Annotated in this window: 14 protein-coding genes and 1 tRNA gene; 1 reads left to right on the top strand and 14 read right to left on the bottom strand. The window is 39.3% G+C overall.

Annotated elements, in window-relative coordinates:
- Positions 1-188: 188 nt before the first annotated feature.
- From ACVC7R_RS07035 to ACVC7R_RS07010, 6 genes are all read right to left on the bottom strand, one after another.
- Positions 189-389: a mechanosensitive ion channel protein MscL gene (locus ACVC7R_RS07035; protein WP_373075087.1), complete on the bottom strand. Its 201-nt coding sequence runs from the start codon at positions 387-389 to the stop codon at positions 189-191.
- Between the two features lie 155 nt (positions 390-544).
- Positions 545-1,471: an ATP-binding cassette domain-containing protein gene (locus ACVC7R_RS07030; RefSeq protein WP_447264093.1), complete on the bottom strand. Its 927-nt coding sequence runs from the start codon at positions 1,469-1,471 to the stop codon at positions 545-547.
- 10 nt (positions 1,472-1,481) lie between these two features.
- The gene (locus ACVC7R_RS07025) at positions 1,482-2,549 is read right to left on the bottom strand and encodes an ABC transporter ATP-binding protein (RefSeq protein ID WP_447264092.1); all 1,068 of its coding nucleotides are present in this window, start codon (positions 2,547-2,549) and stop codon (positions 1,482-1,484) included.
- Positions 2,550-2,557: 8 nt separating this feature from the next.
- Positions 2,558-3,484 (bottom strand): oligopeptide ABC transporter permease OppC, encoded by a 927-nt coding sequence (oppC, locus tag ACVC7R_RS07020; RefSeq protein WP_447264091.1) that lies wholly within the window; start codon positions 3,482-3,484, stop codon positions 2,558-2,560.
- Complete coding sequence (locus tag ACVC7R_RS07015; protein ID WP_447264090.1) at positions 3,484-4,980, bottom strand: ABC transporter permease; 1,497 nt, start codon at positions 4,978-4,980, stop codon at positions 3,484-3,486. The genes oppC and ACVC7R_RS07015 overlap by 1 nt, the downstream gene beginning before the upstream one ends.
- A gap of 65 nt (positions 4,981-5,045) precedes the next feature.
- Positions 5,046-7,028 (bottom strand): ABC transporter substrate-binding protein, encoded by a 1,983-nt coding sequence (locus ACVC7R_RS07010; protein ID WP_447264089.1) that lies wholly within the window; start codon positions 7,026-7,028, stop codon positions 5,046-5,048.
- A 179-nt stretch (positions 7,029-7,207) separates the two neighbouring features.
- Between ACVC7R_RS07010 and ACVC7R_RS07005 the strand changes: the two genes are divergently transcribed.
- Positions 7,208-7,278, top strand: a tRNA-Cys gene (locus tag ACVC7R_RS07005).
- Between the two features lie 86 nt (positions 7,279-7,364).
- On the opposite strand, the gene ACVC7R_RS07000 is transcribed toward ACVC7R_RS07005, so the two are convergent.
- From ACVC7R_RS07000 to rsmD, 8 genes are all read right to left on the bottom strand, one after another.
- Positions 7,365-8,696 carry a hemolysin family protein gene (locus ACVC7R_RS07000; protein WP_447264088.1) on the bottom strand — a complete coding sequence of 444 codons (1,332 nt, stop codon included), beginning with the start codon at positions 8,694-8,696 and terminating at the stop codon, positions 7,365-7,367.
- 119 nt (positions 8,697-8,815) lie between these two features.
- A complete protein-coding gene (locus tag ACVC7R_RS06995) occupies positions 8,816-9,643 on the bottom strand; it encodes a DNA/RNA non-specific endonuclease (RefSeq protein ID WP_447264087.1) in 828 nt (275 codons plus the stop codon).
- 204 nt (positions 9,644-9,847) lie between these two features.
- Positions 9,848-10,042: a DNA-directed RNA polymerase subunit beta gene (locus tag ACVC7R_RS06990; protein WP_029689830.1), complete on the bottom strand. Its 195-nt coding sequence runs from the start codon at positions 10,040-10,042 to the stop codon at positions 9,848-9,850.
- Complete coding sequence (murA, locus tag ACVC7R_RS06985; RefSeq protein WP_447264086.1) at positions 10,029-11,315, bottom strand: UDP-N-acetylglucosamine 1-carboxyvinyltransferase; 1,287 nt, start codon at positions 11,313-11,315, stop codon at positions 10,029-10,031. Before murA ends, ACVC7R_RS06990 begins: the two co-directional genes overlap by 14 nt.
- 24 nt (positions 11,316-11,339) lie before the next feature.
- On the bottom strand, positions 11,340-11,570 hold the full coding sequence (locus tag ACVC7R_RS06980; RefSeq protein WP_033587493.1) for a DUF1146 family protein: 231 nt from the start codon (positions 11,568-11,570) through the stop codon (positions 11,340-11,342).
- 57 nt (positions 11,571-11,627) lie between these two features.
- Entirely contained in the window at positions 11,628-12,665 is a 1,038-nt protein-coding gene (locus ACVC7R_RS06975; RefSeq protein ID WP_447264085.1) for a SepM family pheromone-processing serine protease, read from the bottom strand.
- The gene (gene coaD / locus ACVC7R_RS06970) at positions 12,649-13,137 is read right to left on the bottom strand and encodes a pantetheine-phosphate adenylyltransferase (protein WP_447264084.1); all 489 of its coding nucleotides are present in this window, start codon (positions 13,135-13,137) and stop codon (positions 12,649-12,651) included. The genes ACVC7R_RS06975 and coaD overlap by 17 nt, the downstream gene beginning before the upstream one ends.
- Complete coding sequence (gene rsmD, locus ACVC7R_RS06965; RefSeq protein WP_447264083.1) at positions 13,127-13,666, bottom strand: 16S rRNA (guanine(966)-N(2))-methyltransferase RsmD; 540 nt, start codon at positions 13,664-13,666, stop codon at positions 13,127-13,129. Before rsmD ends, coaD begins: the two co-directional genes overlap by 11 nt.
- Between the last annotated feature and the right edge of the window lie 29 nt (positions 13,667-13,695).

Below are 13,695 nucleotides of genomic sequence, written 5' to 3'. Positions count from 1 at the left end.
CATCCTTTTGATTCATTTCAGAGTCTTTTAAAATAAACTAAAAAGCCAGTTATAAATCCAGTTAAAAATCGAATATAACAAATTCAAAAGGAGTTCATAAAAAAATAAACAAATATGATACCAAATGAATTCTACAATCATAATCAGTGGCTTGACTAGGATATAAAATAAAATATCCCAAATAAATTTCATTTTTTATCTTCCTTTCTAGGAAGCCCAAGAATCCCTGGTAAGGAAGAACTTAGTTTTAAAGCTAGAATAAATCTAGTCAACTCTAACACTTCTGGCTCGGATTCCTTTTTTTCAGTTAAAACTTCCATTCCTTTTGCCCAGAGGCATATCCCAATCGTTCTAGCCATTCCTGTAAAAAAATTTGGTTGGTTGTCCATGTGATTCTCCCGTAGTTGATATCATTTCTAACAGATTAGTTCTTATTGTGTTTAGTATATCAAATTTATATAGATTATCAAGTTTTTATCTGCAAAATAAAAAAGTTTCATAACCTTTCTAGAATAGCTCTAGCAAGATGATGAAACTTTATTGATTACTTCATTTCTTTTTTATAGCGTTCCAATTCTGCTTGGTTAGCCCAAACATAATGACCTGGACGAATTTCTACCATGGAAGGTTTGTCAGTTTCGTAGTCATGTTGATCTGGATCATAGACTTTCAAAACTTTTTTACGTTCCAAGATTGGGTCTGGGATTGGTACAGCTGAAAGGAGTGCTTGTGTATATGGATGAACTGGATTGTTAAACAATTCTTCAGTTTCAGCCACTTCAACAATAACCCCCTTATAAATTACCGCGATACGATCAGAGATGAAACGAACTACTGACAAATCGTGGGCGATAAAGAGATAGGTCAAGCCCAATTCCTTCTGGAATTTCTTGAGCAAGTTCAAAACTTGGGCACGAACTGAAACGTCCAAGGCTGAAATCGGCTCATCTGCGATAACAAAGTCAGGTTGCATAACCAAGGCACGAGCGATACCAATACGTTGACGTTGTCCACCTGAAAACTCATGAGGATAACGTGTCAAATGTTCAGCCAAAAGTCCAACTTCACTAATGATCTTTTTAACTTTTTCTTGTCTTTCTTCCTCATCCTTAAATAGATGAAAATTATAAAGACCTTCAGAAATGATATAGTCAACCGTTGCACGCTCATTCAAACTAGCAGCAGGGTCTTGGAAAATCATTTGAATACGACGGATTACTTCAGCTTCTTGAGCTCGTGATTTTTTACCATTAATTTTTTGACCATCAAAGATGATATCACCTTTACTGGTATTATTCAAACCGATGATTGCACGACCAATCGTTGTTTTACCACTACCTGACTCACCAACTAGAGAGAAAGTTTCACCTTTGTTGATAAAGAAGTTAGCATTTTTAACGGCTACAAACTTTTTGCTTCCTTCACCGAAGGAAATCTCTAAGTCTTTAATTTCTACTAATTTTTCAGACATTTCCTTCCTCCTAGTTTTCTAGATGAACAAGACCCATTCTCTCACGAATCTTGTCATGTAAATTTGAAATTACTGCTGGTTTTTCAACTTTTGGAGCTCGTTCATCAAGCAACCATGTTTTTGCCCAGTGAGTATCTGACACAGCAAATTGAGGTGCTTTTTCTTCGAAATCAATCTTCATCGCATAATCTGAACGAAGAGCAAATGCATCTCCCTTCAATTCTGTATAAAGTGATGGAGGTGTTCCCGGAATTGAATACAATTCTCCTTTATCGTCAGCCAACTGTGGCAAACTTGATAAGAGGCTCCATGTGTATGGGTGACGTGGATCGTAGAAGATTTCTTCAACTGTACCATACTCAACGATTTCACCAGCATACATAACCGCAACTTTATCAGCAATACTTGCTACCACACCAAGGTCGTGTGTGATAAAGATTGTTGTAAAGTGGTATTCATTTTGTAGAGACTTCAACAAGTCAATAATCTGAGCCTGAATCGTCACATCAAGGGCAGTTGTTGGCTCATCACAGATCAAAACATCTGGGCGACACGCAAGAGCAATAGCGATAACGATACGTTGACGCATCCCTCCAGAATATTGGAATGGATACTCCTCAAAACGCTTTTCAGCATCAGGAATACCAACCTTATTCATGTAGTCGATAGCCATTTCTTTTGCTTCTTTAGCTGTTTTCCCTTGGTGTTTAATAATAACCTCAGTAATTTGGCTTCCGATTGTTTTGATTGGGTCCAAACTAGTCATAGGATCTTGGAAGATAGTTGCAATCTTCGCACCACGAATTTGTTCCCAATCTTTGTGAGACGAAAGTGCTGTTAGGTCTTGTCCACGGTAATCGATGCTCCCCTGAGCGATACGCCCGTTTTCTTCTAACATTCCTGTAAAAGTTTTTGTCAAAACTGATTTACCCGAACCAGATTCTCCAACCAAGGCAAGAACTTCTCCTTCAATCAACTCAAGAGAAACTCCGCGAATAGCTGTCAAAACTTTGTCACGAACATCAAATTCCACGACAATATCTTGAGCAGATAAAATTACATTTTTATTATTAGTCATTTCTACTCCTATCTATGTGTACGTGGATCACTAGCATCGGCTAGGTTTTGTCCAACAATGAATAGTGATAAGGACACCAAGACCAAAGTTGTCAATGGAATCCAGAAGAGGTAAGCATTTGTCGTTACGTTCTGAGAATAATCTGAAATCAATCGTCCCAAACTAGGAACCGTAATTGGTAGACCAAGCCCAAAGAATGAAAGGAAAGCTTCGTATGAGATAAATGCCGGAAGCATTTGTGTCAAAGTCGTCACGATAACAGATACCAACTGAGGCATAATGTTTTTCACTACAATCTTAAATGTTGGTGTCCCAAGCGTACGAGAAGCAAGGTTATACTCCAAATCACGGTAACGCATGATTTGAATACGGATTGAATAAGCAATACCAATCCATGTAGTTACACTCATGGCAAAAATCAAATTCCAGAAACCTGCACCGATAGAGTAAGTCAAAACAATGACAATCAAAAGAGATGGTATGTTATTGATAACGTTGTAAACTTCCATCATGATGCGGTCTACTGATTTTGAAATACCCCAGATTCCACCTACAATCACACCGATAACAAGGTTGATAAAGGTCGCAATTACAGAAATCAAGATAGAGTTACGAGCACCAAACCATACCCCGTCAAAGAGAGATTTCCCGTTACTATCTGTACCGAACCAATGTTCCGCATTTGGCTTAATGTAACGAGCGCTAAAATCGTTTACTTTGCTGACATCGTTAAAGTCAAAGTCTGAGAACATTGGATAGATGAAACTCATCAAAACGATGGCAATCAAGATACCGAGCATGATGACTGTTGATTTTTTCTTCAAAAACTGTCTAAAGACAGAACCCCAGTATGAATAGGCAGGAGTATCAATTGCTTCAGAGGCATAATCATCACGTTTTACAAATTGAAATTTATCATTACTAATTGTAGACATTATTTGCCTCCTTTCTCTGTCAGTTTAATACGTGGGTCAATCATAGTCATCCAAATATCCCCTACAAATAATGAGAAGATAGAAATACATGTAAAGATAAAGACAAGACCAACAACCATATTGTTGTTTGATGCTTTTACAGAGTCAATCAGCATTTTACCCATACCAGGGAAAGCGAAGACTGTTTCTGTAAGAGTTGCTCCACCGATAACACCAATAATAGAACCTGGAATACCTGAGACGAGTGGTACCATGGCGTTCTTAAAGATGTGTTTATTTGAAATTTCTTTCTCAGATAGACCTTTTGCACGTGCAAAACGAACGAAGTCTTGAGATTGTAAGTCAATCATGTAACGACGAATCCAAATTGCCATACCAGGTGCACCCAACAAGCCCAAAATCACTGCAGGAAGGACATAAGAACGCCAATCTCCAGCACCCAAAATTGGGAATGAATCAGGAAATCCGATAGATGAACCAATCAAACGAATGATATAAACCAAGGCAATGGTTGGAAGGGCAAGCAAGAAAGTCAAAATTCCTGTTGAGAAACTATCAATCCAAGTATTTTTGTAACGAGCCATTGCAGAACCAAGTGGAATTGCAATCGCGTATGAAATAGCAAGACCAATCAAACCTGTAATAGCAGAACTGGTAATCATAGATGGATACTGATAGTTACTTTCAGTTGCAGTATATGGATCATCTTTACCGTAGTTCGCTACTTCTCGTGCATCGGCTTGGCTTGGAGATTTATAAGTTCTTGAGTAGATATTGACTGATGAAGTTTTCTTGCCTGTTGGGAATTGAACTTCAGAAGTCTTGGTTTGTCCTTGCCCTTGTGTGATAACTTGAAGCACAGGAGTATTGGCATAAGTTGGGTAAGAATCTCCTAAGTTCAAATTCACAAAGTTTTGGTGAACAAATGGGAATTGACTGTTGAAGTACAAGAGGTATTTATGTTTAGTCCCTGAACCTACCAAAGACCATCCAATCGCTGGATCATTTTCAAATCGCAAATAACGCTCTAAATTAGGATTTTCTGGGTCTTGAATCTTATTTGTATGGTCAATATCAAGCAAGTTTGCATAGAATTTGAACACACGCTCGAAAATAGGGATTTCACGAGTCGCATAGAATTGACCACTCTCAGTGAACTGACCTAAAGTCCAACCGTTACCAAGTTGTTGGATATATTTTTCATAGATAGCTTTATTTGTATCGTTTGCATCAACGGTTACAGAAGGGTCAATGCTACTAGCTTTTTCCTGCAACTCTTTCGTATCATAATATTCGATATACCCCATACGCTCAAAAACGGTATTTTCATAGTTATCACGTTTATCAGCTGTTGTTGCAATTTTATTGTAGTTAGTATCTTGTTTGAAGATCAACTTCCGTGGAACCATCGTATAGATGATTGTGTAAATCAAGGTCGTTACTAAAAAGATCGAAACTAACGACCGCAAGATACGCATAAAAACATATTTTTTCATATTATTTCCTTTAAAATCCCAAAAGAACCTTCTCCTTTTGGAGAGAAAGTTCTGATGAGCATTATTTATTTAACGTGGCTCGCTAATTCTTTTTGAGCTTTTTCGTTTGATTCAGCTTTTTCTTTAAGCCATTTCTCACGAGCTTCTTGATATTCTTTAGTTGTTACAGTATTTGATTGTAACTTGAGGTACTTGAAGTAAACATCTGAACCTTTATCACCAGATTGAGTATAAGACGCTGAGAATGGAACAACACGAGAAATAATTGGTGCTGCACCACTTGAAGACATAGCAGGAAGGAAGAGTGAGCTATCTGTCAACCAAGCTTGAGCTGCTGCGTATTTTTCATAACGAGTTGCAAGGTCGCTTGTTTCATTTCCAGCTTCGTCAACTAATTTATCATATTCTTTCAAACCAACTTGAGCAACTGCTGGGCTAGATGGGTTGTCATATCCCATATAAGACTTAGTTGTTTCGCTATTAGTTGTTTTCAAGATATCTAGATAAGTTGATGGGTCTTCATAGTCAGGGTTCCATCCAACTGCACCTGAAAGGTCCCAATCCTCTGCAGCTGCGTTAGCTGCGTAGTATGTGATATTGTGTAGTTCGTCTGTAGTGATTTGTTGGATATCAATCACTACATTTTCAGTTCCAAGTGTAGTTTCAACTGATTGCTTGAATGACTGGATACGAGCAATGTAACCTTTAGATGTTTGGTCTACTGGAATATCAATATGGATAGGGAATTTCACACCTTCTGCTTCTAGAGCAGTTTTGGCTTTCGCAAGTTCTGCTTTAGCTTTTTCAGCATTGAAGAGTCCATCTTGACCATCAGCAAGGTTTACATTTTTCCACTCATCACCATAAGTAGCAACTTTTTCAGTTACCATATCACCAAATGATTTACCGTTAGCAGACACAAACTCTGGTTTTACAAAGAGGTTACGAACAGCAAGAGGAGCTCCCTTTTCACCATTAAGTTGAGCAGAGTATGCAGTACGGTCAAAGGCAAAGTTCAAAGCTTGACGGAAATCTTTGTTAAGAAGGGCTTTCTTAGTAGAAGTCTTTTCTTCATCAGTAGTTTTTGAAGTGTACTTGTAACTTTGACGGTCAATATTGATACCCAAACCAGCGATACCAGGACCTTGTGGATTGTAGTAGATATTATCTTTGTATGTTTCTTCTACTTTTGAGAAGTTTGAGCTGGTTGGGAAAAGGCGAGCATAGCTGTAAGCTCCACTTGTAAAGTTACGTTCAAGTGACTCTTGGTCTGAACCATCGTAGTAAGCAAGAGTTACAGTATCCAAATGAACATTATCTTTATCCCAATAGTTTTCATTCTTCACAAATTCGATAGATGACTTAGCAGTCAAACCTCTAAGCAAGAATGGACCATTATAAAGCAATGAAGTTGGATCAGTTGCTTTACCAAAGTCTTCACCTTTTGATTTTTCAAATTCTTCATTTAAAGGCCAGAAGATTGAGTAAGCCATTTTCGTATTCCAATATGGCTCAGGTTTATTCAAAGTATACTCAAGAGTGTAGTCATCGACTGCTTTGACACCAACTGATGCAAAATCTTTATTGTTCCCAGCTACATAGTCAGCTAGGCCTTTAACTGAGTCTTCTGCTAGATACATTGCTGCTGATTTCTTATCAGCTGCGTGTTTCAAACCATTTACGAAGTCTTTAGCAGTTACTTCTGCGTACTCTTCACCATCAGATGTGAACCATTTTACTCCCTTACGAATCTTGTAAGTATAAGTTAAACCATCTTTTGATACAGACCAGTCTTCTGCAACTGCTGGTGTAAGGTTCCCATATTTATCATTTGTAAATAGGCCATCAATACCATTTGAAGTAGCCACTTTTGTACTTTGTTTACCTGAGATAAGATAATCCAAAGTTTCTGGATCAGCGGTATATGTATAACCGTAAGCTTTTGGAGCCTCTGCATCATTAGATGACTTTGAAGAACCACAAGCCGCAAGAACACCTGTAGCAAGTAGGGCAACGCCTGCTACTGCAAAAATCCGACTTTTTTTCATATTTATAAACTCCTCGTTTTAAATTGTAGATATTGAAGATTATACCACAGTTTTTTCAAAAAGTAAACGAATTTTCAGAATATTTTGTCGCATGTTTTTTTAAACATTTGAATCTTATGTTTTCAGAAAAGAAAACTATTGACGAGAAACAATTTTCAAGGTATAATAATAAAAGTTAAGGCGGTATAGCCAAGTGGTAAGGCACGGCTCTGCAAAAGCTTGATCGTCGGTTCAAATCCGTCTACCGCCTCTATAATAAAGAAAGACTCCTGATGGAGTCTTTTAGTTTTAATGCCCAAAAAAGCTTTATCAGTTTTCTCTGATAAAGCTTTTGTTTTATTCGGCTTCTTCTTCTGATTCAAGTTCTTGGATTTGAACTTTAAGCTTGGTGACACGGCCGTTTTTCACCTTGTCATTTGTCAATGTGATATGCTTGTTGCCACTATCTAACTCATAGCTGAGTTTCTCTGATGTTGGAATGGTTCCCACACCAGTCAAATAGTAACCAGCGATGGTATCCACATCGTCACTTTCAAGTTCTACATCAAAGTAGTCATTGAAGTCATTTAAAGTCATTGTCCCTTGGACAATATGGGTGTCCTCACCAATGGTATGGACATAGACTTCAGCTCGGTCGGTTTCATCATCAATTTCACCAACAATCTCTTCAAGCAAATCCTCGAGAGTGACCAAACCAGCCATTCCTCCATATTCATCAAGAAGAATTGCCATCTGTCTTTGTGAATTTCTTAGTTCTTTTAACAAATCGTCCACAAAAATAGTTTCAGGTACAAAGAGTGGTTCCTGTAAAATCTTTCTCAATACGATATTGTCAAAACCATCAGTAAACCCTGCTTTAAGCAGACTCTTGGTATGAATCAAACCAATCACGTTATCCTTGTCATTATCATAGACAGGAATGCGAGAAAAGTTTTGTTTTAAGATACTTTCGATAATCGTTTGAGTGTCATCTTGGATATCCACCATGAAGGCATCTGTTCGAGGAACCATGACTTCACGCGCCATAAGCTCGTCTAGTGAGAAAATCCCCTGTAACATCTCGATTTCATCAGCATCCAAGGTTTCTTCGCTCTTCGTCAGCATATACTCAATCTCATCCCGAGTCATCTTTTCATCTGCATCGTCAAATGTCATCGGAGTCAAACGACTTAAGAGATTGGTTGATGCGGATAGCATCCAAACGAAGGGACTCACGATCTTACCGAGAGCGATAATAAATGGTACTGTTCGGATTGCCAAGGCATCTTTTAGATTAAGAGCAATACGTTTGGGATAAAGTTCACCAAAAACGATAGAAATATAGGTCAAAAAAGCAAGTGATAAGAAAGAAGCCACTGCATACGCAGTCTCGCTATTTCCTATCCAAGAAGCAATCAATTCTCCAAGAGAATCTGCTAACCTAGCCCCTGACAAAATTGTAATTAAAGTAATACCAACTTGAATGGTTGATAAAAAGTGATTGGGGTTTTCAAGTACCTTTAGTAAACGGATATAGCGCTTATCACCCTCTTCAGCCTTTTGTTCAACGCGTGAGCGACTAAGAGAAACCATAGCCATCTCAGTTGCTGAGAAAAAAGCATTTAAAAAGGTCAAAACAACTAATAATACAAATTGCAGTAACAAATTCTGACTGCTCGGGTCTTCCATTTTCCTTCTCCTAAAAAATATAATTGTGACTATTATACCATATTTTTTATTTTCTACACATTAAATTACGATTTTAGTAGCAAATCCCCTATCTAAAAAGATAAGGGACCACCTATTTATTAGTCATTTGTAACGGTTACTTTACCTGTCCGGTAGTCTAATCGAATTCCCTTTTGAACGTTAGGGACTACGACATTAAACTCTAATTCACCATCAGATGATTTGGCTTCAATCTGAGATGCAGAAGGAACCAAATCTTCTTCTGTAGCGTAGTGCAATGTGACACGGTAACGTACGCGCTTATTTTGATCCAAGGCTTTTCGAACTAAACTTTCGTAGTAGTTTTGTCCTGTTGAATCTTCTGCGCGTGCTTGGTTGGCCCAAGCTGTTTGTACAGCGATATTTTTAGGATTGCTAGTAGATGCATCAAAGCCATCTAAACCACCAATCAAGGCATAGCCTAATAAATGTCCTCTATCTACTGCGTGATTGTAAGTTCCTTTTAGATTTTTGACCTGATGCCATCCTGCTGGAGTCCAAGAAGTCGAACCATTCCCCGTTTCTTCCCGATCTTTGTACTGTCTGGTTGCTTTTGACATAAGGGCATTGGCTACAGTTGGGATCGTCTCCCCACCCACAGTTTTCGTTTTATTATCAGCATAAGGTTTACTTGAAACCTTTGCATCCAGATTAGTCTTATTCCCATTGACAATAAAGGCTCCTGCTCCATTCCACTCAAGAGTCCCCTTTATTTGTTTTTTTACCGAATCAGTCAGTATACTCTCGGCCAATTTTTGACTTGGAGTATCAGGTGACCCTGACTTCTGCTGTACCTGTGTTTGTGGTGTGGCATTTGAAGCCTGCATTTCGCTTATGTAGTAACTTCCTGCCGACAAAAGTAGGAAAATCAGAAGACCTATGAGGGCCTGTCTGGTTTTTTTATTCATGTTTTCTCCTTCATTTCAACTTCCTAGAAAAGAAGCTGGGACAAAAGTCCTAGCCTCTCAATTGTCTTTGGATTCTCGATCAAGACGCAGTGCCTGAGTGGGCTCTACTACGCTGATTTCATCAGCTTTTACAGCCCTACTCAACTGTGCGGAGGTGGGATAACGAAATCGAATTCTAACGAATTACCGATTTCTGTCCCACTCTCATTTTCCTGTAAATTTCGCAATTAACTCATGCCATTTTTCTGGTGCTAAAATTGCCCATGGATCTTGACCCTTGCCTAAAATACCGTAACCAATCATCAAGCCAATCCCAAGTGCTAAGACCCCTAGAAGTAGGACAATAATAACTAGTAAAAATCTACGTAGTACATAAGATACTTGTTTATTCATCTTCATCAGCTTCCACACTTACCCGTTCAATATTAGCTCCTAACTGAGCTAATTTTTCATGGAAACGATAATAGCCTCTATCCAAATGGACCAGTTTTCCAACAACTGTCTCACCCTCGGCCACTAAGCCTGTCAATATCAAGGCCGCACTTGCACGAAGGTCTGTAGACAGAACTTCTGCCCCTTGGAGAGGTTGACCTCCAACGATACGAGCTGTATCACGGATGATTTCGGAGTGCAAGCCCATTCGACGCATTTCCTCTAGATGTTGGAAACGATTTTCAAAGACTGTCTCAATCATTGTTGACTCACCTTGGGCAACCGTCATAAGAGCAGTAAACTGCGCCTGCATGTCCGTAGGAAACCCTGGATGCGGAAGCGTCTTGACATGAACTGCTTTTAGTTTGTCTCGTTGAGAACGGATACGAATACCTTCGTCCTCATCAATAACTTCAACACCCATTTCTTGCAATTTAGCAATCAAGGGGCGATTGTGTTCCCAGATAGCATCTTGAATTAAGACATCCCCACCTGTCATGGCTGCCGCCACCATAAAGGTACCTGCTTCAATACGGTCTTGTACAACATTATGTGTTGCACCATGTAATTTTTCAACACCAGTGATTGTCACTGTTTCTGTTCCTGCGCCTTTGACTTTAGCTCCCATTTTATTTAAGAGGACAGCTAGGTCTACAATCTCAGGCTCACGCGCAGCATTTTCAATAACAGTGACTCCATCAGCAAGCGTCGCAGCCATCATTAAGTTTTGGGTTGCTCCAACACTAGGAAAGTCCATATAGATGTGAGCTCCGTGTAAACGGTCCGCCTTAGCTTCGATATAACCTGCCGTTTGAGTAATCTGAGCCCCCATTGCCTCCAAACCTTTAAGGTGAAGGTCAATCGGACGACTACCAATTGTACAGCCACCTGGCATCGAAACTTTAGCATGACCAACTCTAGCTAGGATTGGACCCAAGACTACAATTGAAGCACGCATCTTGCTGACATACTTATAAGGTGCTTCTTCAGTGATGTCTCCAGTTGCATCAACTTCGACAATATGTGCTTCTTGATCAAAGTCTACTTTGGCATTTAAACCACGAACCACCTGGTTCATGGTAAAGACATCTGATAAGATAGGAACATTTTTTAAAACTGTTTTTCCTTCACTTGCTAAAATCGTTGCCGCAAGTAGGGGTAAAACTGCATTTTTCGCACCCTCGATGGTAACACTTCCGACCAGGCGATTATCGCTACCTCGAACTACAATTTTATCCATAACTATTTTCCTTTACTTTCGAGTTTAGAATAATGTCCGTACTGCTTCTTGCCATAATTGGTAGAGATTTAGGAAAAAAGAACTAATCAGATATCCCAAACCGATACTACACAATACGACCAAAAGTCGTACCTTCCTCGCATTGTCCTTAGTCACCTTCAAAATTTGATCCCATTTAACCAAATCTTTCAAGAGTTGAAAAACCAGGTAGACAAAAAACATATGGCTACTGAGGGTAAAAAACAATTGAATCATCTGCCTATTATACCATCTTCTTTTTTTCTACGCTAGTCTATGGACTTACACCGTATTTTAGGGGTTGTTTTTCAAGTAGTCAATTGCATCTTGAAGCGTTTTAACTGGAACAATCTTCATATCAGTTTTAATCATTTCAGCAGCTTCTACAGCCGTGTCATAATTACTTTTAGCATTGGGATCTGCTTTTTTAGCTTCTTCAGTTACTGGATTGTTAGGAGCAAAGAATACAGTAGCTCCCTTTTTAGCTGCAGCAACAACTTTTTTGTCAATTCCACCAATATCACCGACATTCCCATCTCTATCGATACTTCCTGTACCAGCAATGATGCGTCCATTTCGAAGAGTAGGGTCTGCAATTTGAGTATAGATGGATAAACTAAACATCATTCCAGCACTCGGACCACCAATACCAGCTGTTGAAAACTTGATTGGCACATCGCTTGACACTTCTGTGCGGTCAATCAAACCGATCCCGATACCGTTTTTCCCATTTTCCAGAGTAATGATTTTTCCTTCAGCAGTTTTGACTTTTCCGTCTTCTTGGTAAGTAACCTTGACCTTGTCACCTAGCGTTTGAGAGTTGACGTAATCGACCATCTCCTTGGAACTTTCAAAAGTCTTATCGTTCACAGCTGTTACAGTATCAGCAATATTGAGAATCCCCTTGAAGGTTGAGTTATCTGTTACGGTCAAAACATAGACTCCCAGGTATTTGAGTTCTATCTCCTTACCCGCTGCCTTCAGACCTTGATATTTGGCCATATTTTGCGAAGTTTCCATGTAAAACTGGTTGATTCGCATAAATTCTGCATCTGAAGAGCCACCAGTCATTTCTTTGGCGCTACGAATATCTGTAAAAGGTGTTAACCAAGCATAAACCAAGTCCACCATTCTGGCGTGTTTAACTCCAACCGTCACAAATTGGTAAGAGCCTTCTTCTTGGTCCGGTTGGTTATTGACCTGTAAAACCTTTCGAATATCCTCTGAAGTCCCTGGCACCTCAATGTAGTAAGGCAGAGGCACCGTAAAAGCGATAAAAGTGACAATAAGCCCGATGATTAGATATATGGGCCATCTAGTTTTTTTCTTCATTGTTTAACTCCTCTAAGACAGCATTTGGTACATACTCGCTGATATCTTGACCAAATTTCAATAGTTCTCTCACAGCTGAAGAGCTGATGTAAATATGCTCTGGTCGCGCATGGAGATAGACTGTCTCAATTTCTCCTGCTAATTGATGGTTGTAAAAATCAAAACTGGCTTCATACTGAAGATCCGCAGCGTTACGCAAACCACGCACCAAAACCTCTACACCCAGTTTTCTAGCAACATCTACGACTAATTCATCATGAGTGGATATGACATGAACATTTTTTAGATGTGCCACTGCTTTTTCAACAGTCTTTAACCGACTTTCTATCGGTAAAAACCCATTTTTGTGTGGATTATAAAAAATTCCCACATACAATTGATCAAAGAGCTTACTTGCACGCTCGATAAGGTCCAAGTGTCCATTGGTCATTGGATCAAAAGAACCTGTAAATAGGCCAATTTTATCTGACATAAACCGTCACCTTACTAATCCCATATATTTTTTCCTTCCAGATGCCCAAACAGGCAATTTCTTCTGGAAGCTCTACTGATTTATCGGTTTCACAAACCACCATGACATCATCTGAAAAAAGATTTCTCTCCGCCATTTTTTCAATGTCGGATACGATTTGTTCCTTTGCATAGGGAGGGTCCAAAAAGATGAGGTCAAAGACACCATCCACTTGCTCCAATGCACGACTGGATTCCATTTTCAATAATTGAAACTTAGAAGTTTCCTTGGTCATCCTGATATTTTCTGCCACAATATTCTGAGCTCGGCGATCCTTCTCAACTAGGACAGCGCTCGACATCCCTCTTGAAACTGCCTCAATGGATAGGCCACCACTCCCAGCATAGAGATCTAGCACACGCCCTCCTTCAAAGTAGGGGCCGATCATATTGAAGATAGCTCCTCGGACTTTGTCCGATGTCGGTCTCGTCGTTTTCCCGTCCAAGGTCTTTAAAGGACGCCCTCCGTAGATTCCTGATACGATTTTCATAAGGTATATTATACCAAATTCTGATGAAA

The organism is Streptococcus sp. Z554 (assembly GCF_053010305.1).
This window is presented reverse-complemented; position numbering and strand designations above follow the sequence as displayed.